This window comes from Labilibaculum sp. DW002 (assembly GCF_029029525.1).
GTDB classification, from domain to species: domain Bacteria; phylum Bacteroidota; class Bacteroidia; order Bacteroidales; family Marinifilaceae; genus Paralabilibaculum; species Paralabilibaculum antarcticum.
Genome location: NZ_JAKJSC010000001.1, coordinates 2,782,644 through 2,804,558 on the forward strand (window position 1 = coordinate 2,782,644; position 21,915 = coordinate 2,804,558).

The 21,915-nt window shown below is 34.3% G+C and carries 20 protein-coding genes and 3 tRNA genes; 17 read left to right on the forward strand and 6 right to left on the reverse strand.

Annotation, left to right across the window (positions count from 1 at the left end):
* The first annotated feature begins 25 nt into the window (after window positions 1-25).
* The 6 genes from L3049_RS11010 to L3049_RS11035 all read left to right on the forward strand — a co-directional run bounded on the left by L3049_RS11010 (window position 26) and on the right by L3049_RS11035 (window position 6,398).
* Window positions 26-1,150, forward strand: a complete 1,125-nt coding sequence (locus L3049_RS11010; RefSeq protein ID WP_275109860.1) for an efflux RND transporter periplasmic adaptor subunit — start codon at window positions 26-28, stop codon at window positions 1,148-1,150.
* 106 nt (window positions 1,151-1,256) lie between these two features.
* Complete coding sequence (locus L3049_RS11015; RefSeq protein WP_275109861.1) at window positions 1,257-2,618, forward strand: TolC family protein; 1,362 nt, start codon at window positions 1,257-1,259, stop codon at window positions 2,616-2,618.
* 218 nt (window positions 2,619-2,836) lie between these two features.
* The gene (gene tsaB, locus L3049_RS11020) at window positions 2,837-3,550 is read left to right on the forward strand and encodes a tRNA (adenosine(37)-N6)-threonylcarbamoyltransferase complex dimerization subunit type 1 TsaB (RefSeq protein ID WP_275109862.1); all 714 of its coding nucleotides are present in this window, start codon (window positions 2,837-2,839) and stop codon (window positions 3,548-3,550) included.
* 18 nt (window positions 3,551-3,568) lie between these two features.
* Entirely contained in the window at window positions 3,569-4,336 is a 768-nt protein-coding gene (locus L3049_RS11025) for a DUF3108 domain-containing protein (protein ID WP_275109863.1), read from the forward strand.
* A gap of 149 nt (window positions 4,337-4,485) precedes the next feature.
* Window positions 4,486-5,055, forward strand: a complete 570-nt coding sequence (gene efp / locus L3049_RS11030) for an elongation factor P (RefSeq protein WP_275109864.1) — start codon at window positions 4,486-4,488, stop codon at window positions 5,053-5,055.
* Window positions 5,056-5,174: 119 nt separating this feature from the next.
* Window positions 5,175-6,398 carry a GAF domain-containing SpoIIE family protein phosphatase gene (locus L3049_RS11035; RefSeq protein ID WP_275109865.1) on the forward strand — a complete coding sequence of 408 codons (1,224 nt, stop codon included), beginning with the start codon at window positions 5,175-5,177 and terminating at the stop codon, window positions 6,396-6,398.
* Window positions 6,399-6,455: 57 nt separating this feature from the next.
* On the opposite strand, the gene L3049_RS11040 is transcribed toward L3049_RS11035, so the two are convergent.
* The 4 genes from L3049_RS11040 to L3049_RS11055 form a co-directional block, all read right to left on the reverse strand.
* Window positions 6,456-6,890 (reverse strand): DUF4625 domain-containing protein, encoded by a 435-nt coding sequence (locus tag L3049_RS11040; RefSeq protein WP_275109866.1) that lies wholly within the window; start codon window positions 6,888-6,890, stop codon window positions 6,456-6,458.
* A gap of 60 nt (window positions 6,891-6,950) precedes the next feature.
* Window positions 6,951-8,243: a tyrosine--tRNA ligase gene (gene tyrS / locus L3049_RS11045; protein ID WP_275109867.1), complete on the reverse strand. Its 1,293-nt coding sequence runs from the start codon at window positions 8,241-8,243 to the stop codon at window positions 6,951-6,953.
* Window positions 8,244-8,344: 101 nt separating this feature from the next.
* Window positions 8,345-9,367: a DUF3667 domain-containing protein gene (locus L3049_RS11050; RefSeq protein ID WP_275109868.1), complete on the reverse strand. Its 1,023-nt coding sequence runs from the start codon at window positions 9,365-9,367 to the stop codon at window positions 8,345-8,347.
* Entirely contained in the window at window positions 9,367-9,909 is a 543-nt protein-coding gene (locus L3049_RS11055; protein WP_275109869.1) for a CvpA family protein, read from the reverse strand. Before L3049_RS11055 ends, L3049_RS11050 begins: the two co-directional genes overlap by 1 nt.
* A 136-nt stretch (window positions 9,910-10,045) precedes the next feature.
* Between L3049_RS11055 and L3049_RS11060 the strand changes: the two genes are divergently transcribed.
* From L3049_RS11060 to L3049_RS11075, 4 genes are all read left to right on the forward strand, one after another.
* Entirely contained in the window at window positions 10,046-11,557 is a 1,512-nt protein-coding gene (locus tag L3049_RS11060) for a GH3 auxin-responsive promoter family protein (RefSeq protein WP_275109870.1), read from the forward strand.
* 6 nt (window positions 11,558-11,563) lie between these two features.
* Window positions 11,564-12,334, forward strand: a complete 771-nt coding sequence (locus L3049_RS11065) for a hypothetical protein (RefSeq protein WP_275109871.1) — start codon at window positions 11,564-11,566, stop codon at window positions 12,332-12,334.
* A gap of 98 nt (window positions 12,335-12,432) precedes the next feature.
* On the forward strand, window positions 12,433-13,047 hold the full coding sequence (locus tag L3049_RS11070) for a deoxynucleoside kinase (protein WP_275109872.1): 615 nt from the start codon (window positions 12,433-12,435) through the stop codon (window positions 13,045-13,047).
* Window positions 13,048-13,101: 54 nt separating this feature from the next.
* Window positions 13,102-13,716, forward strand: a complete 615-nt coding sequence (locus L3049_RS11075; RefSeq protein WP_275109873.1) for a deoxynucleoside kinase — start codon at window positions 13,102-13,104, stop codon at window positions 13,714-13,716.
* Here L3049_RS11075 and L3049_RS11080 read toward each other — a convergent pair.
* The gene (locus tag L3049_RS11080) at window positions 13,713-14,342 is read right to left on the reverse strand and encodes an outer membrane beta-barrel protein (RefSeq protein ID WP_275109874.1); all 630 of its coding nucleotides are present in this window, start codon (window positions 14,340-14,342) and stop codon (window positions 13,713-13,715) included. The two genes, L3049_RS11075 and L3049_RS11080, sit on opposite strands and share 4 nt — an antisense overlap.
* 85 nt (window positions 14,343-14,427) lie before the next feature.
* Window positions 14,428-15,618 carry a glycine C-acetyltransferase gene (gene kbl, locus L3049_RS11085; RefSeq protein ID WP_275109875.1) on the reverse strand — a complete coding sequence of 397 codons (1,191 nt, stop codon included), beginning with the start codon at window positions 15,616-15,618 and terminating at the stop codon, window positions 14,428-14,430.
* 385 nt (window positions 15,619-16,003) lie between these two features.
* Between kbl and L3049_RS11090 the strand changes: the two genes are divergently transcribed.
* From L3049_RS11090 to L3049_RS11120, 7 genes are all read left to right on the forward strand, one after another.
* Window positions 16,004-16,077: transfer RNA gene (locus tag L3049_RS11090), tRNA-Asn, on the forward strand.
* 46 nt (window positions 16,078-16,123) lie between these two features.
* A tRNA-Asn gene (locus tag L3049_RS11095) sits at window positions 16,124-16,197 on the forward strand.
* Between the two features lie 44 nt (window positions 16,198-16,241).
* Window positions 16,242-16,315 (forward strand) — tRNA-Asn (locus L3049_RS11100).
* A gap of 608 nt (window positions 16,316-16,923) precedes the next feature.
* Complete coding sequence (locus L3049_RS11105; protein WP_275109876.1) at window positions 16,924-17,226, forward strand: GIY-YIG nuclease family protein; 303 nt, start codon at window positions 16,924-16,926, stop codon at window positions 17,224-17,226.
* Window positions 17,227-17,385: 159 nt separating this feature from the next.
* The gene (locus L3049_RS11110; protein WP_275109877.1) at window positions 17,386-18,126 is read left to right on the forward strand and encodes a phosphatase PAP2 family protein; all 741 of its coding nucleotides are present in this window, start codon (window positions 17,386-17,388) and stop codon (window positions 18,124-18,126) included.
* Between the two features lie 32 nt (window positions 18,127-18,158).
* Window positions 18,159-19,592, forward strand: coding sequence for an MFS transporter (locus tag L3049_RS11115; RefSeq protein WP_275109878.1), 1,434 nt, complete (start codon window positions 18,159-18,161; stop codon window positions 19,590-19,592).
* A gap of 244 nt (window positions 19,593-19,836) precedes the next feature.
* A complete protein-coding gene (locus tag L3049_RS11120) occupies window positions 19,837-21,588 on the forward strand; it encodes an endonuclease (RefSeq protein ID WP_275109879.1) in 1,752 nt (583 codons plus the stop codon).
* The last annotated feature ends 327 nt before the right edge of the window (window positions 21,589-21,915 follow it).

Sequence of the window (21,915 nt, forward strand, 5' to 3'; positions counted from 1 at the left end):
ATAACACTTGAAAATAACAATTGATATGAAAAAAGTTTTTAGAATTATAATGGTCGTAGTCTTTATCTTGCTGTTTTTTGGAACAATTGCTTTCCTATATAGTAAATCGCAAGAGAAACCTGAAGTTTATGAAACTAAGTCGCCTGAGTTAACTGATATCGTTAAGAAAACAGTAGCTACTGGTTCCGTAATTCCTCGTAAAGAGATTAAAATAAAGCCTCAAGGGGTATCTGGTATCGTTGAGACATTATTTGTTGAGCCAGGACAGATGCTTAAGAAGGGTGATAAGATTGCTAAGATTAAGATTATTCCGGATATGATTAATCTGAATTCTGCAGAATCGAGAGTTGAGAGAGCTCAAATTAGTTTTGAAGACGCTCAAATCAATTACAATCGCGATAAACTGTTGTTTGAAAAGAAAGTAATTTCTGAATCTGATTTTCAAAAGCCACGTTTGGCTTATCGAAGTGCTCAGGAAGAGTTGAAATCTGCAAAAGATAACCTTCAGCTTATTAAAGAAGGTGTGACTTCTAAATCGGGAAGTGTGACTAATACTATTATCCGTTCTACTATTGAAGGGATGATTCTTGATATTCCTGTGAAAGAAGGTTATTCGGTTATTCAAAGTAATACTTTTAACGAAGGAACAACTGTTGCTATTATCGCTGATATGGGCGAAATGATTTTCCAAGGAAAGGTTGATGAAACTGAAGTTGGAAAAATAAAGCAAGGCATGAATCTTAAGCTTACAATTGGAGCAATTGAAGATTTTAAATTCGATGCTCATTTAGAGTATATATCTCCTAAAGGTGTGGCAGAAAATGGTGCTATTCAGTTTGAAATTAAAGCAGCTGTAAAATTAAGTAATGAGTACTTTATTCGTTCCGGTTATAGTGCTAACGCTGAAATTGTACTTGATAGAAGAGAGAAAGTTTTAGCTGTAAACGAGAGCTTGTTAGAATTTAGTAACGATTCAAGTTTTGTAGAAGTTGAAACATCGGAACAAGAATTCGAACAACGCTATATTAAAACAGGTATATCGGATGGTATCAACATCGAAGTACTAGAAGGAATTACAAAAGATGATAAACTGAAAGGCGAAAAGAAGAAAAAAATTGACACAATAAAAAAAGATAAGGACGAAGCGTAAGCTTATTTTACAAATATGGCAACCCAATAAATTTGCCATCTTTATCTTAAATTTATGCCATTAATGGCCGGATATCATGTTCTCGTTAGATCAAAAAATTACACACATGAAAAAAATATTATTACCCATACTTGCCTTTATTTTTTCCATCTCGGCAGTTAATGCTCAGGAATTATGGGATTTAAAGAAGTGTATTGACTATGCGAAAGAACACAATATTTCATTGCAGTTAAGAAAACTAGATGCAGAATTTCAAAAGAATAACACTGAGCAATCTAAGTACGACCTCTTGCCAAATTTAAATGGTAGTTCAGGCTACGATTTTAATTATGGACGTACCCTTAGTGCTAGTAACACTTATGAAAATAATAATAGTCAATCAGGATCTGTAAGTTTATCATCGAATGTGACTCTTTTTAATGGTTTTCAAAAGAGGAATGCCATTAAAAAAAATGAATTGGAGTTGAATGCAGCTTTACAGGATGTGGAGAAAGCTAAAGATGATTTGGCTTTAAACATTACATCCTATTTCTTGGACATTTTATTTAAAAAAGAGCTTTTAGATATTGCTCAGGAGCAAGTAAAAGTTACCAAATTTCAAATCGAAAGAACAAGTGCATTGGTCGAAGCAGGAACGCTTCCAAAGGGAACTTTAATGGAACAAAAAGCACAAGCTGCTCGAGAAGACCTTGCAGTGGTTAATGCTCAAAATTCTCTAGACATTGCTCTCTTAGATCTTGCTCAACTTTTAGATTTAGAAAGTGCAGATCAGTTTGATATCAAAACTCCTGATCTTCCTGTATTAAATGCAACAAGATCTCTTGTGAATCCTGAATCAGTGTTTACTAGTGCATTGGAATTTCGTCCTGAGATGAAAGCAGCTAAATATAGATTGCAGAGTTCTGAAAAAGGTTTAGCAATTGCAAGAGGACAAATCACGCCTTCGCTTTCGATGTCAGGTTCTTGGGGGTCAGGTTATAGGAAAAATCAACCAGAAACAGGATTTGATGTAGGAGGAAATCCAATAGTTATTCGAAAAGAGATGAAGCTATATGATCAGTTGAAGCTTTTTGAATCAAAAAGTTTCGGTTTCAATTTGAGAATTCCTATTTTTAATGGAGGAACTGTCAACAGAGCTATTAGTAATGCTAAGATTAATATTGACCGTTCTAAGTTGAATATGGAAAATACTAAAAATATTCTTCGAAAAGAAATTCAGCAAGCTCACGCGAATGCTTTAGCAGCGATGAAAAAATATTTTTCAAGTGAAACTGCAGTTTCTTCGACGGAAGAAGCTTTCCGTTATACCGAAGAGAAATTTAATTTAGGTTTGGTAAATTCAGTTGAATACAATCAGGCAAAAAATAATCTTTTGAAAGCAAAGTCGAATCTGCTTCAAGCAAAATACGATTACATATTCAGAACAAAAATCATAGACTTCTATAATGGAGTCGAAATCAGTTTATAGTCAAGTTTACATTACCAATTCAAAACTCTCAACAATAAGTTTGTTGAGAGTTTTTTTTTACCCGAATACGTGTATTGGTTTGATCATTTGTCTTAGATATAGAACGATGATTTCTTTTTGATTGTAATTTTATATGGATAAAGTCTATTTATTTGATTAGTTATCATTCACAATTACTATTTTATCCTTTATTTTGCAGTGATTTAAATTTTTATCAGATGGCATTACTTTTACATATCGAAACATCAACAGCAGTTTGTTCTGTTGGTTTAGGAAAAGACGGAGAATTACTAGCTCTAAAAGAAACTAAAGAAGGGATGAAACACGCATCTCATCTAACGGTATTTATTGAAAACATCCTAAAGGAGAATGGTTTTTCAACTTCCGATTTAGATGGAATTGCGATTAGCATGGGCCCAGGCTCATACACTGGCTTAAGAATTGGTGTTTCTACTGCAAAAGGAATCTGTTACGGTGCTGAACTTCCTTTAATTGCCATAAGTACATTGCAAGCAATGACAAAACCATTACTAGCCAATGAAAACATTCAATCGCAATTAAAAAATCCTGAAAAGGCCTATTATTGCCCAATGATTGATGCTCGAAGAATGGAAGTGTATACCGCATTTTACAATGACAAAAATGAATTAAAAAAAGATATTTCAGCAGATATTATTGATGAAAACTCCTATGCAAAGGAGCTATCGGAAAGAGAAATTGTATTCTTTGGAGATGGTGCTGCGAAGTGCAAAGAAATCATCGAAAGTAAAAATGGCATCTTTCTTGATAATGTAACACCAACAGCAACTGGAATGATTGAATTGGCTGAAGCAAAATTTCAAAAACAAGAATTTGAAGATGTAGCCTATTTTGAGCCCTTTTATTTGAAGGATTTTGTTGCAACAACACCTAAAAAGAATATCTTTAAGTAAGAACTAATAGAAAAGCATATGCGTAAACTTTCCCTTTTCATTCTGCTATTGTTATCAAGCTACACCATATCGCTTGCAGATTTTCCTGTAGGTGCTAATGAAAAGGGAGAACATTTAAAATATGTAATTCATTACGGTATTATTCGTGGAGGCAAGGCCAGTTTAAAAATAAAAAATGAAAAATTAAATGGTGAAGATATTTACCATGCTACACTTACCGGCAAAACAGTTGGTCTTTTTAATACCTTGTACAAGGTTAGAGATACCTACGAGAGCTTTATAAATCCCAAAACCTTATTGCCCGTTAAAGCCATTAGAGACATCCGTGAGGGAAGCTATAAGAGATACAATGAAATAAAGTTTGATCGTGAAAAAAATGAGCTAACAAGTCAAAGATCTGGTGTGCACAAAGTACCTGAAGGCATTCATGACATTTTATCGGCTTTTTATTTTGCTAGAGCAAATCATTTTAATTCTGACTTGGTGGAAGGGGAGATTGTAAAAATTCAAACTTATTTTTCTGATGAATTATTTCTTCTTCAATTTCGTTTTATGGGATACGAAACCATCAACAGTAAAATTGGAAACATTAAATGTTACAAATTTATTCCGATTGTTGAAACTGGTAGAGCATTCAAAGATGAAGATGATATGAAAATATGGGTTTCGGCCGATGCAAATAGAATTCCTGTAAGAGTACAATTCGATCTTTTCATCGGCTCCTTACGTTGCGATCTGATGAATTTTTCAGACTTTTCATCCAATTCTCTTTTAAACAAGGAATAAAATATCTGCACTTCTCTACTATCTTATTCAAACAAAGCCTTGTAATATTTCAGTTTATAAATTGTTTCTCTTACTTTTGCACAACTTAGAAGTCTTAACTACTTCTAATTAGTTGAATGAAACGATAATTAAAAAAATAATTTTATATCATGGCAAGTACTGCAGATTTTAAGAATGGTATGTGTATCCATTTTAAGACTGGTTTATATACGATTGTTCAATTCCAGCATGTTAAGCCTGGTAAAGGTCCAGCTTTCGTAAGAACTAAATTAAAGAATGTAAAGACAGGTAAAATTATTGATAATACTTTTACTGCTGGTCTTAAGATTGATGTAGCTCGAATTGAGCGCCGTCCATACCAATATCTTTATAAAGATGATATGGGTTACAATTTGATGCATACTGAAACTTACGAGCAAATAGCATTAGAAGAAAATTTATTTAATCAGCCAGACCTTTTGAAAGAAGGTGATCACGTTGAGGCTGTAATTCATGCCGATACTGAAACGCCACTATACGTAGAGCTTCCTATTCATGTTATAATGAAAGTTACATACACTGAGCCAGGTTTACGTGGTGATACGTCTTCAACAAATTCACTTAAGGCTGCAACTATTGAAACGGGTGCAACTATCATGGTCCCATTATTTATTAATACTGGTGACAAAATTAAAATTGATACTCGTGATCGCTCTTACTCGGAACGTGTAAAAGCTTAATTTACATAAATTCATCATCAAAAAAGGATTCTTTATGGAATCCTTTTTTTTTATTTATAACTGAAATTTGGTAGTGATTTGATATTTCCTAAATTAGCATAAACAATAAATTCCCAATCGTGATCAAGCAACAATCTGTAAACAGCAAATTTAAGCTCGAGCTAATTCTAAAAATCACGCAAGCGATAAATGAAAATTTATCGGTTGACGAACTTTTGCAGCAATACCAAAATATTCTTTTCGAAGATCTTAAGATTGGTAAAATTGCTGTTTTTAAGTTTAATTCTCGCTGGGAAAAACTATTGGTTTCGGGTATTTCCAGAGATTATATCGACAAAATTAAAATTGAGAAACACCTATCTAATTTTTCCGAAATCACTTATATATCTAGTGATTTACCAGATGTTTTCCAATCTTTTGATTTTATCATTCCAGTATTCCATAAAAATTCAGTACTTGCCTATATTCTAATTGGTGATATTGATGAGGAAATGGAAGGAATGAGCCCAGCAATTAGACATTTAAGCTTTATACAGACCATTTCCAACATTATTATTGTTGCTATGGAGAACAAGCGCATGTATAAGCAATTGCTAATACAGGAGGCATTTAAAAAGGAAATGGAATTGGCTTCAAAAATTCAAAATCTATTAATCCCAAATCAAAGTTCTCTTCCACAAAATCAATACATTTCTACTCGTGGCTATTATCAACCACATTTAGAAATTGGCGGCGATTATTACGATTTTATCAACTTTAACAATCAAGAATTGGGTTTTTGTATTGGAGATGTATCAGGAAAAGGAATTCCTGCTGCTCTAATCATGTCTAACTTCCAAGCGACTTTGCGTGCCTTATTTCGTCCAGAAACTCCTTTGGATGAATTGATGAGACAACTAAATCAAAAGGTTTGTGAAAATTCGAGTAGCGAAAAATTCTTAACCTTCTTTATAGGAATTTACAACTACACCACAAGAAAATTAAAATATGTAAATGCCAGTCATCATCCTCCTTTGCTTTACAACTTTGAAAAGGGAGAAACTACTTTGCTTAAAGAAGGATGTATTGGATTAGGGATGTTAGATGAAATCCCTAAAATTACGGTTGGGGAAATTACCATTGAGGATAACTCTAAATTACTTTGCTATACAGATGGTTTAATTGAACTAGAAAGAGGTGATCATATGGAAGTTGGCGTTCACTTTTTAACTAAAATGTTCGCAACACCTAAAAGTTTATCCGATACCTTTAGTGATCTAATTCAACATATAGATATTGGCAAAAAGAACAAAGCAGTTATTGATGATATATCCTTATTCGGAATCGAATTTAATTCATTATAAAAAACAAAAGGATCGGCAATGCCGATCCTTTTTACTTTATAGCTATTCGTAAAATAATTACTTCTGAATAATGAAAGTACGTTCCTCTGTTTTTTCATTTGCTTCCGTAGAAGCATCTGTAACTTTCACTAACATTTTGTACTTTCCTTCTTTTGCATCGGCTGGAAGATCCATATTGAAAGTAACTACTTGAGATGTTCCTGACAATGTTCCTGACTTGTCAAAAGTAAACTCAACAGGAGTTGTTTTAACTGTCATTCCTACTGCTTGAAAAAAGTCAACACTTACAATATAAGACTTTAATGCCTCGTTATCTGTTGCCGTAAAACTTGCACTAACTGTTTCTCCAGGAGCAATTGTCTGATCTGCTGTCGGTGCAGTGATCGTAATTCCAGGAGCTACTTTATCTGTATCGTCTCCTCCTCCGCTGCTTCCACAACTCATTAATCCTAATGAAAACAATGTAACCAAGGCGTATTTTAATAATTTCATTTCTGTGATTTTAGTTTTTGATTTGATTAGCTTCTCTAAAAATAGTTGATAAGCAGCAAACTAACAAGCCACAATCAAGAAATAATTCTTTTTACCCTTCTGAACCAGTAAATACTTATCAGCAATTAAATGTTCTTTAGTCACTGTTAGTTCCGCATTAGCTTCCTTCTCCTTATTTAGACTGATAGCATTTCCTTTAAACAAACGTCTCAATTCACCTTTCGATGGAAAAACTTCTGCCTTAACTGCCAAAAGTTCCACTACGTCAACGCCATTTTCAAATTCCGTTTTATCAACATTAAATTGAGGTACACCTTCAAAAACTGAAAGAAAAGTATCTTCATCAAGTTTACGCAAAGCATCGGCTGTAGCACGACCAAATAAGATTTGAGATGCTTCAACGGCCATATCGTAATCTGCCTCAGAGTGAATCATTGTTGTCACCTCTTTAGCAAGGCGCTGCTGCAACTTACGCATATGTGGCGCCTCTTTGTGCTCTGCTACTAATGCCTCAACTTCTTCCTTAGAGATTAGTGTGAAGATTTTAATATATTTCTCTGCATCCTCATCAGAAGTATTCAACCAAAATTGGTAAAATTTATAAGGAGATGTGTATTTAGGATCAAGCCAAATGTTTCCAGATTCTGTTTTACCAAACTTACCTCCGTCTGCTTTCGTAATCAACGGACAAGTAATTGCCCATGCCTGACCACCTTCTTTACGGCGAACCAATTCTGTACCAGTCGTGATATTTCCCCACTGATCTGATCCACCCATCTGAAGTTTACAGTTCTTTGATTTATATAATTCTAGAAAATCGTTTCCTTGAACCAATTGGTAAGTAAACTCAGTAAACGACATTCCTGTTTTCGATTCTGAAGACAAACGTTTCTTCACAGAATCCTTACTCATCATGTAATTAACAGTAATATGCTTTCCAATATCACGAATAAAATCAAGAAATGAAAAATCTTTCATCCAATCGTAGTTGTTAACCATTTCAGCAGCATTATCTGCATCTGAATCGAAATCCAAGAAACCTGAAAGTTGATTTCTCAAACATTCCTGGTTGTGACGTAAGGTCTTCTCATCAAGCAAATTTCTTTCTTGTGATTTTCCTGAAGGGTCACCAATCATACCTGTTGCACCACCTACCAAAACAATTGGTTTGTGTCCGGCTACCTGAAAATGCTTAAGCATCATAACGCCCACAAGGTGTCCAATATGTAAAGAATCAGCAGTAGGGTCGATTCCCACGTATGCCGATGTCAATTCTTTTTCCAATTGTTCTTCTATACCCGGCATCATATCGTGAATCATGCCACGCCACTGTAATTCTTCTATAAAACTCATCTGTATCGTATTTTATATCCCTATAGGATTCTGTTATGCAATAATTATTTTCGGATGACAAAGATAAGAATTTTACCATTGTATTTTCCTCTATATTTTAGCTATTCCATAACGAATGATGCCAGAGCAAATGAAATCCCTAAAACCAGTAATATATTGTATATAAATGATAGCATTATAAACTTGATCGTTGTCTTAATCCATGACTGTTGATAATAAAATTTCAAAGTCAAAAAAAGCTGTAGTGGTATGAGCAGATAAAGATAAATTGCAAATGATTGTATGGCCACAACTTCCGTCAGAATTATTAATTCGCTTAAAATTACGATTACAAATATAAAGGAATGATAATTAAGCGAAATTAATAAATGCTCAAGTAAGTAACGCTTCCTGCGAATGTAAAACAAGGCTAAAAACAGCGCGAAAACTGGCAGAACAACGAGTAACAGCTGCGATAGTTTCTTAAATGCCATATCGATCATCACCTCAGGATTTAAGCGCCACATTTCAATTAAATTCTTAATGGCCTTATTTTGAGTAATAAAATCACTATTTGTCGCCCTTTTGGTTGATGCAGAAATTGAGTCTAATTCGCTTACTGGTTTTGTATCAATATCAACATTTAATATTCCTTTTTTTAAGGCTGCCTGCCTTTGCAAACTATCCATATTAATGCTGTCTTTCGAAACGATCTCTTCTAAAAAAGACAAGACTTCAACTTGTTCTCCATCTCCATTCTCAAATGTTATATTTTTTTCAGCCTCGGTTTCAGGTCTATGATTATGAGAAAGGAGTAAAAAGGCGAAAAAAGTTAAAAATAGATACAAGCGAAAAGGGGGCGTGTATCTCGCTCTTCGTCCCTTCATAAACTCTTTGGTTATAAAGCCTGGACGAACCATAAGTGGCAATAAGGTATGAAAAAAACGATTATCAATCGATAAGGCATCTCCCAAAGATTCAGAAACTACACTAAAAAATGGACGATGAAAACTTTTTACAGATTGCCCACAATTGGAGCAAAAACTACCATTAACGGGGTGCTCACAATTCGCACAGAAGCCCTCGAAATGAACTGTTTTACGTCTTGGTAATTTTTGAATGTATTTTTTGATCGTATTCTTCATTAGACGTCAATCGGAAGTTCCTTTTTCACTTTTTCTTTAATCTTATCCTTTGTTTCACCAAAATCCGAATCAAAAAGATCAAACATGGTTTCAGAAACTTTTTTCATTGGTTCGTACAAATAGCTGGATTCCTTTTTTTCATCGGAAATAAAATTAAATTTTTTATCCAGATAACTAACAAAATAGACTACGATACCTATAATTATTACTCCTTTAAGAAGACCAAATAACATCCCGAAAATTCGATTGACCATTCCTAAAGCAATAGCTTCGATTAACGAATTTAAAAGTTTCCCAATTACATTAACAATGATTACGATTACAATAAATGTCACACCAAAAGCAATATAGCCCAAGTATTCTGGGTTATAGTCGAATCGATCTCTAATAAATTGCGCTGTGAAATCTGAAAAATGAATGGCTCCATAAATCCCCAAAACCAAAGCTAGAAGCGTTGCAACTTCAAAAACTAAACCATTCTTAAATCCTTTTACCATTGCCCAAAGCAAGGGAATCCCAATTAATATATCGATTATACTCATTTGTTATCTTTTTCAAATTAGACAATGCTCACCAAATATAACTAAAAACCAACATAATTAACGTATATTAAATAGAGAAGAGACAATACAACATGTAAAATTTATATATATATTTAAAACAGTAAACTAACTTATTATGGCTTTAATAAATTCTCTGGTTAGCTGGTTTAATACAAAAAGACTTTCTCAGATCGATTTTTTCAAAAATCATCCGATAGAAACTCAAATGGAAACCCTAACCCAATTAATTGATCAAGCATCCAATACGGAATGGGGCAAGAAGTATAACTTCAAGAACATTCATTCACTTGCTGAATTCCAAGAGCGATTGCCTATAACAACCTACGAAAGTGTTGAAGGCTATATTGATCGTTTACGAAAAGGAGAACAGAATATTTTGTGGCCTAGCGAAATTAAGTGGTTTGCAAAATCATCTGGTACAACTAACTCTAAGAGCAAATTTATTCCTGTGAGCAAAGAAGCCATGGAAGATTGTCATTTTAGAGGAGGGAAAGATATTTTAACTCTTTATACTTCATTGTTTCCTGAAACAGGTATTCTCAAGGGCAAAGGACTCACTTTGGGTGGATCTCATCAAATTAACAACCTAAGCAATGAATCTTACTACGGTGATTTATCTGCTATTCTAATTCAAAACTTACCCTTTTGGGCCGATTTTATTCGTACTCCTGACACTTCGATAGTGCTTTTGGAAGAATGGGAAGAAAAGTTGAATAAAATGACCGAAGCAACACTTAACGAAAATGTAACGAGTCTTTCGGGTGTGCCTTCCTGGTATCTGGTATTACTTAAACATGTCTTAAAAGTTAGTGGTAGAAAAAGTATTCATGACATATGGCCAAATTTGGAACTTTTTGTTCATGGTGGTGTTTGTTTTGATCCATATCGTGACCAATTCAACTCATTACTTCCAACTGATAAAATGAATTATATGGAAACCTATAATGCTTCGGAAGGTTTCTTTGGTATTCAAGACGATTTGGATGACAAATCGATGTTGCTTATGCTCGATTATGGTATCTACTATGAGTTTATTCCTCTGGAAAATGTGAATGATGAAAACCCCAAAGTTATAAGTATCGAAGAGGTAGAGCTGTATAAAAACTACGCTATTATTATTACAACTAATGGTGGATTATGGCGTTATCAAATTGGTGACACCGTGCAATTCACTTCCTTAAAACCATACAAATTCAAAATTTCAGGACGAACCAAACTCTTTATTAATGCATTTGGTGAAGAGATTATAATAGACAATGCTGAAAAAGCAATGCAAGTAGCATGTTCAAAAACCAACGCCGTTCTAAAGGATTATATGGGAGCTCCAATTTTTATGGGGGATAACAGAAAAGGTGCTCATCAATGGCTTATTGAATTCGAAAAAGCTCCTGATAATATCGATGAATTTACTTTTGTTCTTGACAATGCTTTAATGAGTGTAAATTCGGACTATGAAGCCAAAAGATACAAGAGTATTACGCTAGTAAAACCACAAGTTACCATTGCTAAACCTGGTTTATTTTATCAATGGTTAAAAGAAAAGGGTAAATTAGGCGGTCAGAATAAAGTTCCGAGACTTTCGAACAACAGAAGCTTAATTGATGAGCTACTCGAAAAAAACAAGTAAACAACTATGTTACAATTTCTTATTTGGTTGATTTATATTCTTCCAGTTCAACAAGCCCCAATAATAAACCATTCTCATGATTTTTTTGTAGTGGATCATTGGGGCAATATCATCATGGTTGGAAATAACGAAATTCAAACATTCAATTCCAAAGGTGATAAAATCGCTTCTTTTTCCAATTCTATGTTAGGAGAAATAGCGACAATTGATGCCTCTAACCCTCTTCGCTTACTGGTATTTTACAAAGAATTCAACCAAGTACTCTTTCTCGATCGCAATTTAGCTGAAATTGGGACTGAAATTGACTTGTACGAATATTCTGAAAATGAAACGGAGTTGTTATGCTCTTCTCCTCATGGTGGTTTTTGGATCTATAACTCTATAGATAACCAAACGATGCATATTTCTGAATTTGGAAAAACAATCAATAAAAGTATTATATTATCTGATTTTTGGGGAAGTACAATCCCATCATCCATGCATATTTATGCAAACGACTTGTACCTTCTTTATCCTGAAAAAGGAATTTTAATATTGGACCAAAACGGACAATTCAAAAAAAAGATATCTATTCCTGAAATTCAAAATTTTCAGGTAAATCAAAATTCTATTATTTACGCCAAGCAATCTGGCCTCTACTCTTTTAATGCTCTTCAAAAAGAAGACACATTAATTTATCAATTTGAGAAGCAAGAGATTCAAAATGTAGTGATTTATGACTATAAAATCTACCTCTCCAATAAAAAATCAATATCAATTACACCATTAACTAACTGATTAAAACCAATCTGCACTTTCGTGTGACTTTTAACCAATTGATATCCAGAAATAAATTCTTAATTTTAGTTGCCTTTTTTATTTAAAGTAAACATAACATGCACATTGCAGTTGCCGGAAATATTGGTGCAGGTAAAACTACACTAGCAGGATTATTAGCAAAACATTACGGATGGGAAGCTCATTTCGAAGATGTAGATGAAAACCCGTATTTAAATGATTTTTACGACGATATGAAAAGATGGTCTTTTGCCCTGCAGATCCACTTTTTAAACAGTCGATTCAATCAAGTATTGGCATTACGAAAATCTGGAAAAGAAATTATTCAAGATAGAACGATTTACGAGGATGCTTATATTTTTGCTCCTAATTTAGAGTCGATGAGTCTGATGCCAAAAAGAGATTTTGACAATTACCTTTCTCTTTTTAACATCATGAGTTCTCTTATACAACCTCCTGATTTACTGATATACTTACGTGCCTCGATACCTACTTTGGTTGAACACATTCAAGCTAGAGGTCGCGATTACGAAGAAACCATTCGTTTGGATTATCTGAAAAGATTAAATGAGCGATACGAAGCTTGGATTAGTGGCTATAAGAATGGTAAACTTTTGATTATTGATGTAGATAACATCGATTTTATGGGTAAGCCAAAAGACCTAAGTGAAGTTATTAATAAGATTGATGCTCAACTAAACGGTCTATTTTAATTTAGGTGAATGAATTTCAAATTCATTACGAACAACTCTTAATTCAATAACACTATGCATATTGCAGTAGCCGGTAATATCGGATCTGGGAAAACTACCCTTACAGAACTCTTAGCGAAACATTACAATTGGGAAGCACATTACGAAGAAGTGGATGAAAATCCATATCTAAATGATTTCTACGATGATATGCAAAGATGGTCTTTTAATCTTCAGATCTATTTTTTAAAGAGCCGTTTCAATCAGATTATGGAAATCCGTAAATCGGGTAAAAACGTAATTCAAGATAGAACCATTTACGAAGACGCCATGATTTTTGCTCCTAATTTGTACGATATGGAGCTAATGAGCGAGCGTGATTTTAAAAACTACAATAACCTATTCGAATTGATGGGATCGATGGTTCAAGCACCAGATCTGCTAATCTATTTAAGATCTTCAGTACCTACTTTGGTTAACAACATCCAAAAAAGAGGTCGTAATTACGAAGAAACCATTCGTTTAGATTACCTAAAGAATTTGAATACTCGTTACGAAAATTGGATCAAAAATTATTCAAGAGGGAAACTACTTATTATCGATGCCGAAAATCTTGATTTTCTTGAAAACCCAGAAGATTTAAATGGGATTGTAGATAAAGTAGAAGCTCAAATTCACGGATTGTTTTAAAAACGATAAAACAATCCTATTGATAGTTCTGGCAGAGATAACTTATCTAGGCCAGAATAGGTATTAATTTCATCTGACAGATTGGGAATATATATATACCTTAAATTCATATCAAAGCACAATTCATCGGAGAGATTATACAAAAAACCAATATTGGGAGCTAATCCTACTTTATTGTCTTTTAATGTGCTTTTAAAATTTCCTGTTCCAGCTGAAATTGCCAAATAATCTACTTTATTTCTGTAAGAAAAGTATCCAAAGGCTAAAGAAGTATAAGGTCTAAAATCTCTGTCCCAGCTATCAAAATAATAAGATGCTCTAAGTAAAGCGGATCCAATATTATAATCTACATCATAACTTCCTCTGTGATCACCATCCCAAAATTCATCTTGCCCCAATAAACTATAGGATAATTCTACTCCAACACTTATCTTTTTGTTCAGCATCAATTGTCCGGCAATTCTAAAGGAAGGTCCAGCTTTCGCCTGATCTCCAAAATCACCTAAAGGGTATTGGTACCCAACTGAGGCTCCAATTAAAAATTTACCATCCTTGTAATATTGTGCGTTGCTTTTTGAAAAAAAACCAAGTATGGCAACTAAGAAGAGTAGATATCTTAAATTCATTGACTGAAACTTTAATTTTTGTACTGCTAAAATACAAAAAAATGGGAACCGATTTGGCTCCCATTTTCTATTCTTTTAAAATGATTTATTCAATCACTTTAAGTTCTTTACCTACTTTAATGAAAGCAGCTAAAGCTTTGTCAAGATGCTCTTTAGTATGAGCAGCAGATAATTGAATTCTAATACGAGCCTGCTCCTTTGGAACAACCGGGAAGAAGAAACCAATTACATAAATGCCTTCTTCCAGTAATTTTGCAGCAAACTGCTGAGATAAAACTGCATCATAAAGCATCAATGCGTTAATTGCAGAATCAGAAGGTTTCACATCGAAGCCAGCTTCACGCAATTGTGTACTGAAGTATTTTGCATTCCAGATCACCTTATCTCTCAACTCAGTTGACTCACTTAACATATCAAATACTGCGATAGAAGCACCGACGATTGCTGGTGATAATGAATTTGAGAATAAGTATGGACGAGAACGCTGACGTAACATGTCGATAATCTCTTTCTTTCCTGTTGTGAATCCACCTAATCCGCCACCTAGAGCTTTACCCAAAGTGCTTGTGATAATATCAACACGATCCATGCAGTTATGATACTCGTGAGTTCCACGACCTGTTTCTCCAATAAATCCTGAAGAGTGAGAATCGTCAACCATGACTAAAGCATTATACTTATCTGCCAGATCACAAATTTCGTTTAACTTAGCAATATCACCGTCCATAGAGAATACACCATCAGTAACGATAATTCTGTAACGTTGAGCTTGTGCAACTTTCAATTGTGCTTCCAAATCAGCCATATCAGCATGCTTGTAGCGGTAACGAGCCGATTTACACAAACGAACACCATCGATAATTGAAGCGTGATTCAATTCATCAGAAATAATGGCATCTTCTTTAGAGAAAAGTGGTTCGAAAACCCCGCCATTTGCATCAAATGCAGCAGCGTAAAGAATGGTATCTTCAGTACCAAAAAACTTGGCAATTTTACCTTCCAATTCTTTATGAATATCAGTTGTTCCGCAAATGAAACGAACCGAAGACATACCATAACCGTGAGTATCTAAGGCTTTCTTAGCACCTTCGATTACTCTTGGATGAGATGATAATCCCAAATAATTGTTGGCACAAAAATTTAATACCTCATCACCAGTTGATACTTTAATTTCAGCACCTTGAGGAGAAGTAATAATTCTCTCGTTTTTGTACAAGCCCGATTCTTTAATAGATTCGATCTCACCAGCCAAATAGTCTTTGAATTTTCCGTACATAAGTATTTGTTGTTTATTTTGTATTAGTGTTTGAGTGTATTCAAAATTTCACATCAAAATTACAATAAAATTTGTCTTCATCCGAAGTGATAAACTGTTTTTTCCATCTCTTTTTCTTCTTTCCAAAGTAAAGTTTACTGTAAATATTAAATTCTTTCAGAATTCTCCCTGTTCACCCAACTTGTCATTATCAATATTGAAAAACAAACACATAGATCCTTTTTTACTGATGTTAAAACACCATCATAAAAAGAAAATTATATTTTTTTGAAAAAATTTTGAGCGAGTTGTTGTATTATTGAACAAATCCTATTAGTTTTGCATCGCAATTTTCCTCCAGAATGTACGCCAAATGTACAACTCAGAAGAAAATTGCGAATTATATTCCTTTTTAGCTCAGTTGGTTAGAGCATCTGACTGTTAATCAGAGGGTCCCTGGTTCGAGTCCAGGAAAGGGAGCAAAAACCAATACTGTGAGGTTTTTAAAAATAATTTAGGATTGTATTCCTTTTTAGCTCAGTTGGTTAGAGCATCTGACTGTTAATCAGAGGGTCCCTGGTTCGAGTCCAGGAAAGGGAGCAAAAACCGATGCTGTGAGGTTTTTAAAAAGAATATCAGTTTATTCCTTCTTAGCTCAGTTGGTTAGAGCATCTGACTGTTAATCAGAGGGTCCTAGGTTCAAGTCCTAGAGAGGGAGCTACAGAAAGCCATTCATTGCGAATGGCTTTTTTGTGCTCTGAATTTTTATTTCCCCACAAAATTTGTGAAAAATTTAATCTTAAGCATATATTTTATAATCTTCTAAAAATAACTTACATACTGAATATAAGGGATAAGCGGTACGATTCATAAAAAAATTAAAACACAATCCCTTCTAGATCAGATAGTTATGGCACTTAACTGTTGATCAGTCCCGACTGGTCGGGATGGTTCGAGTCCAAGAGAGGGAGCAACAGAAAGCCATTCATTGCGAATGGCTTTTTTTGTGCCCTGAATTTTTATTTCCCCACAAAATTTGTGAAAAATTTAATCTTAAGCATATATTTTATAATCTTTTAAAATTACTTACATACTGAATATAAGGGATAAGCGGTACAATTCATAAGAAAATTAAAACACAATCCCTTTTAGGTCAGATAGTTATATCATCTGACTGTTAATCAGTCCCGACTGGTCGGGATGGTTCGAGTCCAAGAGAGGGAGCAACAGAAAGCCATTCATTGCGAATGGCTTTTTTTGTGCTCAAAAATTTCTCCTTCCCTGCCAAATCCTGCATATGTTTAGAAATTTCCCTAAATTAAATTTATGTTTTTCATATATATTCTATACTCGCCAACATCTGATAAATATTATTTAGGATACACTGAAAATGTTTCCAAACGAATTTTCATGCATAACAATCCCATAAGAGCAAGTTTTACTTCAAAACACAAGCCTTGGATTCTCAAAAAAGCATTTAAAGTTGGAGACAATAGAACACTTGCATTAAAAATAGAACGAAAAATAAAGAAAATGAAGAGTCGGATATATCTAGAAAAACTATTAGATCCGATGGAAGGAGAAAAAATATTTTCTGATCTCCTAAAAACAATATCCATTGACTGTTAATCAGTCCCGACTGGTCGGGATGGTTCGAGTCGAAGAGAGGGAGCTACGGAAAGCCATTCATTGCGAATGGCTTTTTTTGTGCTCAAAAATTTCTCTTTATTAAATCGAACATCTGTTCAAAAATTCTTCTATTTTTGTTAAAATTCTAAAATTCATCTTGTGAAGAACATTCGGTTTCTACTTATTCTCATAGTTATTCTATCTTTTCAGCTAAAGACTTTTAGCCAATCTCAAGATTCTATTCCCTATTTCAAGCACTCAAAAAACATTCTGAATCCAGGTTTAGGAAAAGAAGTCTTTTCGAAGAAGAATTTAATTGTTTTCGGTAGTTTGTTAGGTGGGGCTTTTTTAATGGATGAGTGGGCAAGTAATACAATACAAGACAACCAAAGTTCTTTTGCTAGCAAATACACCAATTTCTTTAATGAGTTTGGTGAAAAAAAAATGGTTGCACCGTCAATTCTTGCTGTATGGGCTATCGGGACGGTAATTAAAGATGAAAGACTCTCAACGACAGCTTTAAACTCAGGAAAAGCATTGTTAACAGGTGCTATTTTGACCGAAGGAATCAAAATAATTGCAGGAAGATCCAGACCTGATCAAAACAAAGGAAATATGCATTTTGATGCTTTTGGAGGAACCAACAACAACACCAAATCATTTCCATCAGGACATGCATTTGTAGCATGGGCAGTATTCACACCTTTTGCCGAAGAATATAGCAAATGGATTTATGCAATTCCTGCTTCGGTTAGTTTAGCCCGAATGTATCGTAATCGCCACTGGTTTTCCGATGTTGTTTTAGGAGGAGGAATTGGCTACTTTGCAGGCCTTTATTTTCACAAAAGAAAAAACCAACGTGTCCTTTTCAATGGAAATGGAATTGTAATAAAATTTTAAACAAGCTAAACTATACCACAAAAACCAAAATCATGAGCTTAACAAGTGTCTTTAAAAAATTCCCTAAAACCTTTTGGGTTGCAAATACCATTGAATTATTCGAGCGTTGGGCCTGGTATGGCTTTTTTATGCTTTTCGCGAATTACCTTACCGGATCTTCAGATGTAGGGGGACTAGAATTCTCTCAAGCGCAAAAAGGTATGCTTATGGGAATCGGCACAGGAATTCTCTATTTTCTTCCCGTAATTACTGGAGCTATTGCCGATAAATATGGATACAAAAAAGTATTGTTCATCGCATTTGTCATATACACTTCCGCCTTTATCTTGTTACCTATGTTCGATACATTTACTGGCGTATTTATCATGTATCTCTATTTGGCATTAGGAGCAGCACTTTTTAAACCTGTAATATCGGCAACCATCGCCAAAACTACCACCGACGAGACTGCCTCAATCGGATTTGGTATCTTTTACATGATGGTAAACATTGGAGCATTTTTTGGCCCAATGGTAACACTGTTATTCAAAAATTCTTCATATAACTTAGTTTTTTACATCTCTGCAGGTATTGTTGCAATAAACTTTATACTGCTGCTATTCTACAAAGAACCAGATCGTAAACCTAACAATGACACATTGAGCACTTCAATCTCTAATGTATTTAAAAACATCGGTCTGGTAATCGTTGATTTTAAATTCATGATATTTTTACTCATTATAGCAGGTTTTTGGACCATGTACAACCAATTATTTTTTACCCTGCCTGTATTTATAGCACAATGGGTTGACACATCGGTTGTTTATGACTTTTTCCACAACTTCATGCCATTCTTTAGTGAAAATTACGGCACCCATGACGGCCAAATGGAGGCAGAATTTATCACAAATTTCGATGCGATGTTCATCATCATATTTCAGATTATTGTATCTACAATTGTTATGAAATGGCAGCCACTTAAAACAATGATGACAGGATTTTTGGTTTGTGCAATTGGAATGTCACTTACTCTTTTCACCCAAAATGTTCTCTTTACATTTGCCGCAATCTACATCTTCGCAATTGGTGAGATGGCTGGATCTCCAAAAATTACGGAGTACATCGGACGAATTGCTCCTGCTGATAAAAAAGCTCTTTACATGGGTTATTCATTTATTCCAGTATTCCTTGGAAATGTATTTGCCGGTTTTATTTCTGGTAATGTTTATCAGAATATGTCTGACAAAACAACATTTGTGAAACAAGAAGTTGCTAAAAGAGGTTTGGAAATCTCTGAAAGTCTTTCCCAAAATGAATACTTCAATCAGGCTGCTGCATCTATGAATATGAATCCGAATGAATTAACGAATTATTTATGGACTTCATATAATCCATCGAAAATATGGTATGTGATTTTAGCGATTGGCCTTTTTGCCGTTGTAGCTCTTTATTTTTACGATAGATTACTACTAAATAAAAAAGCATAAACCCATTGCAAAAGAAAGGATCAAACTAATTATAAAATAAAAAAATCCCACTCAGTTGGGATTTTTTCATTTTTTTCATCAAAACAACTTGCTTAGCTAAGGTCGTCTGCATTATATTTTTTAATTTGCACTCGAATATTTCCTCCAATACTGTCACCTTTTGTTGATTTATTCGTATTACAACAACCGACCAACCATTTTTATGCTACTCAACCAATTTAATTAACATGTTAAGGCATATTATATGATAAAATTTTTACACTCAAAACTCTTTCTTTCTTTAACACTTCTTGTAACCTTCGTTTTTTCTTCGGCGGCTCAAGTTAATATTGAAGAATACTATCAATCCGCGTCTAATAAAACTGGCGGCGAACTAAAAACAGCGCTTCATTTTATCATTAGTGATCATACCGTACTGCCTTATACGTCAAAAGCAGATGGTGATGATTACAATGTATGGGAAGCACTAGAACTTACCGATGAAGATCCGGCAAACTCGAACAACGTTATCCTAATCTATACTGGCAGAAGTGATCTTAAAACACACAAAGATGATGGAACGAGTGATGCTGATGCTTGGAATAGAGAACATATTTGGGCAAAATCCCACGGTTTTGGTGGTGATCCTAGAGAAAACCCAGGTGCTGCTACCGATATTCATGCTTTACGTCCTTGCGACAAAAGCGTAAATTCAGATCGAAGCAATTTATTTTTCGACAATGGCGGTGATGCACATTCAGAAGCAACAGAATGCTCAAGTGACGACGATTCATGGGAACCACGAGATGCTGTCAAAGGTGATATTGCGAGAATGATCTTATACATGGCAGTTCGATACGAAGGTGAAGGAAACAATCCTGATTTAGAGATGACCAACGACATGACCTATAGCAAGGAAAATTATACTGCTCCTTTCTTTGGGAAATTATCTACTTTACTTGAGTGGAACTCTCTTGATCCTGTTGATGATCTCGAACTTTCTAGAAACAACAAAGTGCATGAAATTCAGGGCAATAGAAATCCGTTCATTGATCACCCAGAATGGGCCAACACCATTTGGGTTGAGACTGACAGCAACAGCCCAAGCATTACCGAATATGCTCCAGAAAATGGAACTACCTCAGTATCTTTAACTGCAAATCTTACACTAAGTTTTAACGAAGAAGTGCAAGAAGGAACTGGCAATATCGTAATAAAAAGATATAATGATGATTCTGAATTTGAAACCTTAAGTGCGGTCAACAATCCTAGAGTTACATTTACAAATAACAAAGTTCTTATCAATCCTGAGGCTAAATTTGAAGAAGGAACAAAGTATTACGTGACCATTGATAATGGTGTAATTACCGACGCATCTTCTAATTCTTTTGATGGTATATCTGATAAAGAGACTTGGAATTTTACTGCAACCTATGCTCCTCCAACTATTGTGGAATTCTCACCAGAAGATGATAGCGAATCGGTATCTGTTGATACTGATTTAGAAATCACTTTTGATAAAGACGTGCAAGCTGGAAATGGTCAAATATCGATCTATAGTAATGGAACAAAAGTCATGGAAATGTTAGCATCTGTTGCAGCTACATTTGATGGCGAGTATGTGACGATTGAGCTTTCTGAAACGCTAAATGAGAACACAGAATACAATGTTATTATTGATGAGAATGCATTTGTAAGTGCAAATGGTGCAGCTTTTAAAGGTATTGACTCGGATACTTATTGGTCCTTTACAACGGAGCTACCAACTGGCATAGATGATTTCTTTGCAGAAAAAAGTCCTTCATTCTACCCAAATCCTGCAAAAAATGAAATTCGCATAACAAATATGGAAGATGTAGAGTCTATGCATATTTCGAACTTAACGGGTCGAAACATCATGGAAATAAAATCTCCAGATTCCAGAATTTCAATAACTAATTTACCAAAAGGGATGTATTTTGTGACCTTTATTACCAAAAATGGCAATAGAGTCACCAAGAAACTTTTAAAACGATAAAAACCTCTTTAAATGATATTAAAAAGCTTACTTCTTTATAGGAGTAAGCTTTTTTTATGTCTCTACTATATTTAATTAACCCTCTACACTTTTAATTGCTTAGGTGTTGTTCTCAATACCTGAAATTAATAAATTCTATTGTATTTGACTTATTTTGAACATTAACATCAGTGCGACCTATATCATTTGCAATTCTGAACTACACTAAGAAAAAGCTAGCCTCTTCATAGCTTAGCAAAAAACGGCATGAACACAAACATTCTAAGCTAGCTTACCAAAAACAACAACACTAAATATCATTCTTAAGTAATTCCTCACAGATACATA

What these genes read in the sequence shown, in the direction of transcription:
- L3049_RS11010 (WP_275109860.1), top strand. Translation starts at nt 26, where the DNA reads ATGAAAAAAGTTTTTAGAATTATAATGGTCGTAGTCTTTATCTTGCTG.
- L3049_RS11015 (WP_275109861.1), top strand. Translation starts at nt 1,257, where the DNA reads ATGAAAAAAATATTATTACCCATACTTGCCTTTATTTTTTCCATCTCG.
- tsaB (WP_275109862.1), top strand. Translation starts at nt 2,837, where the DNA reads ATGGCATTACTTTTACATATCGAAACATCAACAGCAGTTTGTTCTGTT.
- L3049_RS11025 (WP_275109863.1), top strand. Translation starts at nt 3,569, where the DNA reads ATGCGTAAACTTTCCCTTTTCATTCTGCTATTGTTATCAAGCTACACC.
- efp (WP_275109864.1), top strand. Translation starts at nt 4,486, where the DNA reads ATGGCAAGTACTGCAGATTTTAAGAATGGTATGTGTATCCATTTTAAG.
- L3049_RS11040 (WP_275109866.1), bottom strand. Translation starts at nt 6,890, where the DNA reads ATGAAATTATTAAAATACGCCTTGGTTACATTGTTTTCATTAGGATTA.
- tyrS (WP_275109867.1), bottom strand. Translation starts at nt 8,243, where the DNA reads ATGAGTTTTATAGAAGAATTACAGTGGCGTGGCATGATTCACGATATG.
- L3049_RS11050 (WP_275109868.1), bottom strand. Translation starts at nt 9,367, where the DNA reads ATGAAGAATACGATCAAAAAATACATTCAAAAATTACCAAGACGTAAA.
- L3049_RS11055 (WP_275109869.1), bottom strand. Translation starts at nt 9,909, where the DNA reads ATGAGTATAATCGATATATTAATTGGGATTCCCTTGCTTTGGGCAATG.
- L3049_RS11060 (WP_275109870.1), top strand. Translation starts at nt 10,046, where the DNA reads ATGGCTTTAATAAATTCTCTGGTTAGCTGGTTTAATACAAAAAGACTT.
- L3049_RS11065 (WP_275109871.1), top strand. Translation starts at nt 11,564, where the DNA reads ATGTTACAATTTCTTATTTGGTTGATTTATATTCTTCCAGTTCAACAA.
- L3049_RS11070 (WP_275109872.1), top strand. Translation starts at nt 12,433, where the DNA reads ATGCACATTGCAGTTGCCGGAAATATTGGTGCAGGTAAAACTACACTA.
- L3049_RS11075 (WP_275109873.1), top strand. Translation starts at nt 13,102, where the DNA reads ATGCATATTGCAGTAGCCGGTAATATCGGATCTGGGAAAACTACCCTT.
- L3049_RS11080 (WP_275109874.1), bottom strand. Translation starts at nt 14,342, where the DNA reads ATGAATTTAAGATATCTACTCTTCTTAGTTGCCATACTTGGTTTTTTT.
- kbl (WP_275109875.1), bottom strand. Translation starts at nt 15,618, where the DNA reads ATGTACGGAAAATTCAAAGACTATTTGGCTGGTGAGATCGAATCTATT.
- L3049_RS11105 (WP_275109876.1), top strand. Translation starts at nt 16,924, where the DNA reads ATGTTTTTCATATATATTCTATACTCGCCAACATCTGATAAATATTAT.
- L3049_RS11115 (WP_275109878.1), top strand. Translation starts at nt 18,159, where the DNA reads ATGAGCTTAACAAGTGTCTTTAAAAAATTCCCTAAAACCTTTTGGGTT.
- L3049_RS11120 (WP_275109879.1), top strand. Translation starts at nt 19,837, where the DNA reads ATGATAAAATTTTTACACTCAAAACTCTTTCTTTCTTTAACACTTCTT.